This is a genomic window from Pseudomonas veronii (assembly GCF_001439695.1).
In the GTDB taxonomy this organism is placed as follows: domain Bacteria; phylum Pseudomonadota; class Gammaproteobacteria; order Pseudomonadales; family Pseudomonadaceae; genus Aquipseudomonas; species Aquipseudomonas veronii.
Map to the genome: position 1 here is coordinate 1 of NZ_JYLL01000078.1, position 1,327 is coordinate 1,327.

The window sequence follows — 1,327 nt, forward strand, 5'->3', positions numbered from 1 at the left end:
TGGACTTGCCCCTATCAAACCGGACACCAACTCCCCGTTAAATTGATGCTGCTGCCAAGCGCCTAAACTCTCTTGGTGACCGATATTTCAGCGCGCTGTGCGGATGCTGCTCGTTGTAATGCTCGAAGGCAATCGTCAGATTGCGCAGCGCCGTTTCTCGATCCGGTTTGGGCATATGCGCAACGTAATCACGCTTGATCGTCTTCACGAAGCTCTCTGCCATACCGTTGCTCTGGGGGCTTCGCACCGGTGTAGTTACCGGCTGCAAGCCGATCTGGCGAGCAAACAGACGCGTCTGCTCGGCGATATAAGCCGAGCCGTTATCGCTCAGCCACTGCACCGGTGTGCTTGGCAGTTGATCGCCAAAACGCTTCTCCACGCTTTCCAACATCAAGTCTCGGATGTCATCACCGCTGTAGCCTGTTGGGCTGGCGACCCAGCCGATGGCTTCTCGGTCACAGCAGTCCAGAGCAAAAGTTACACTCAACTTCGCACCATCGTCACAGCGGAACTCGAAGCCGTCCGAGCACCAACGAGTGTCGCTGGTTTGAACGGCGATGCGGCCTTCATGCCGGCGTTGCACGCCAGGTTGCTTGATGCGTCGTTCCAGCAACAGATTGTGGTCGCGCATGACGCGATAGACCCGCTTTACGTTGATCGGTGGCCGCGACCGGGTTTCACGTTCGCGGCGTAACAAGCCCCAAACGCGGCGGTAGCCATAGCTTGGTAGCTCGCTGACTTGCTGCTTGATCTCAGCGACCAATTCCGTATCGTTCACGAGCCGAAGTCGCCGTACTTTGGGCGATACCGATTGCTTGATTCGAACCGTTAGTTGCGAGCGCGACACACCGAGACATTTGCTGACCAGTTTCACTGGTCGTCCCCCGGCAACAAGGGTGAGTGCGCAATCCATTTTCGCGACCGGGCAATCTCCACGGCCTCTTTTAGGACTTCGGCTTCCATCGTCTTCTTGCCCAGCATCCGCTGCAATTCGCGGATCTGCTTGAGCGCATCGGTCAGTTCCGACGCCGGTACAACGGCTTCGCCAGCACTGACCGCCGACAGACTTCCGTCCTGGTACAGCTTGCGCCACAGGAACAGCTGATTGGCGTTGATGCCGTTGCGTCGGGCCACCACGGACACGCTTTGTCCCGGCTCAAGACTCTCGCGAACCATGGCCAGCTTCTGGTCGGTGCTCCAGCGGCGTCGGCGTTCCTGGCCGAGCAGCTCACCACCCTTATCGTTGCTGTTAGTCATAAACATACCCGTTTGCCTATCCCTTATCGTAAGGGGGAAACGGTGTCCTGTCTTTCATGGGGCTCGTTCA

Annotated in this window: 1 protein-coding gene; it reads right to left on the minus strand. The window is 57.7% G+C overall.

Going from position 1 to position 1,327, the window contains the following annotated elements:
- Nucleotides 1–37 precede the first annotated feature (37 nt).
- Nucleotides 38–1,257, minus strand: a protein-coding gene (locus TU80_RS32540; RefSeq protein ID WP_199918165.1) for an IS3 family transposase whose coding sequence is annotated in 2 segments (ribosomal slippage) — nt 38–912 and nt 912–1,257 — 1,221 coding nt in all. Because the reading frame shifts where the segments join, the coding sequence is not laid out codon by codon here.
- Nucleotides 1,258–1,327: the final 70 nt, after the last annotated feature.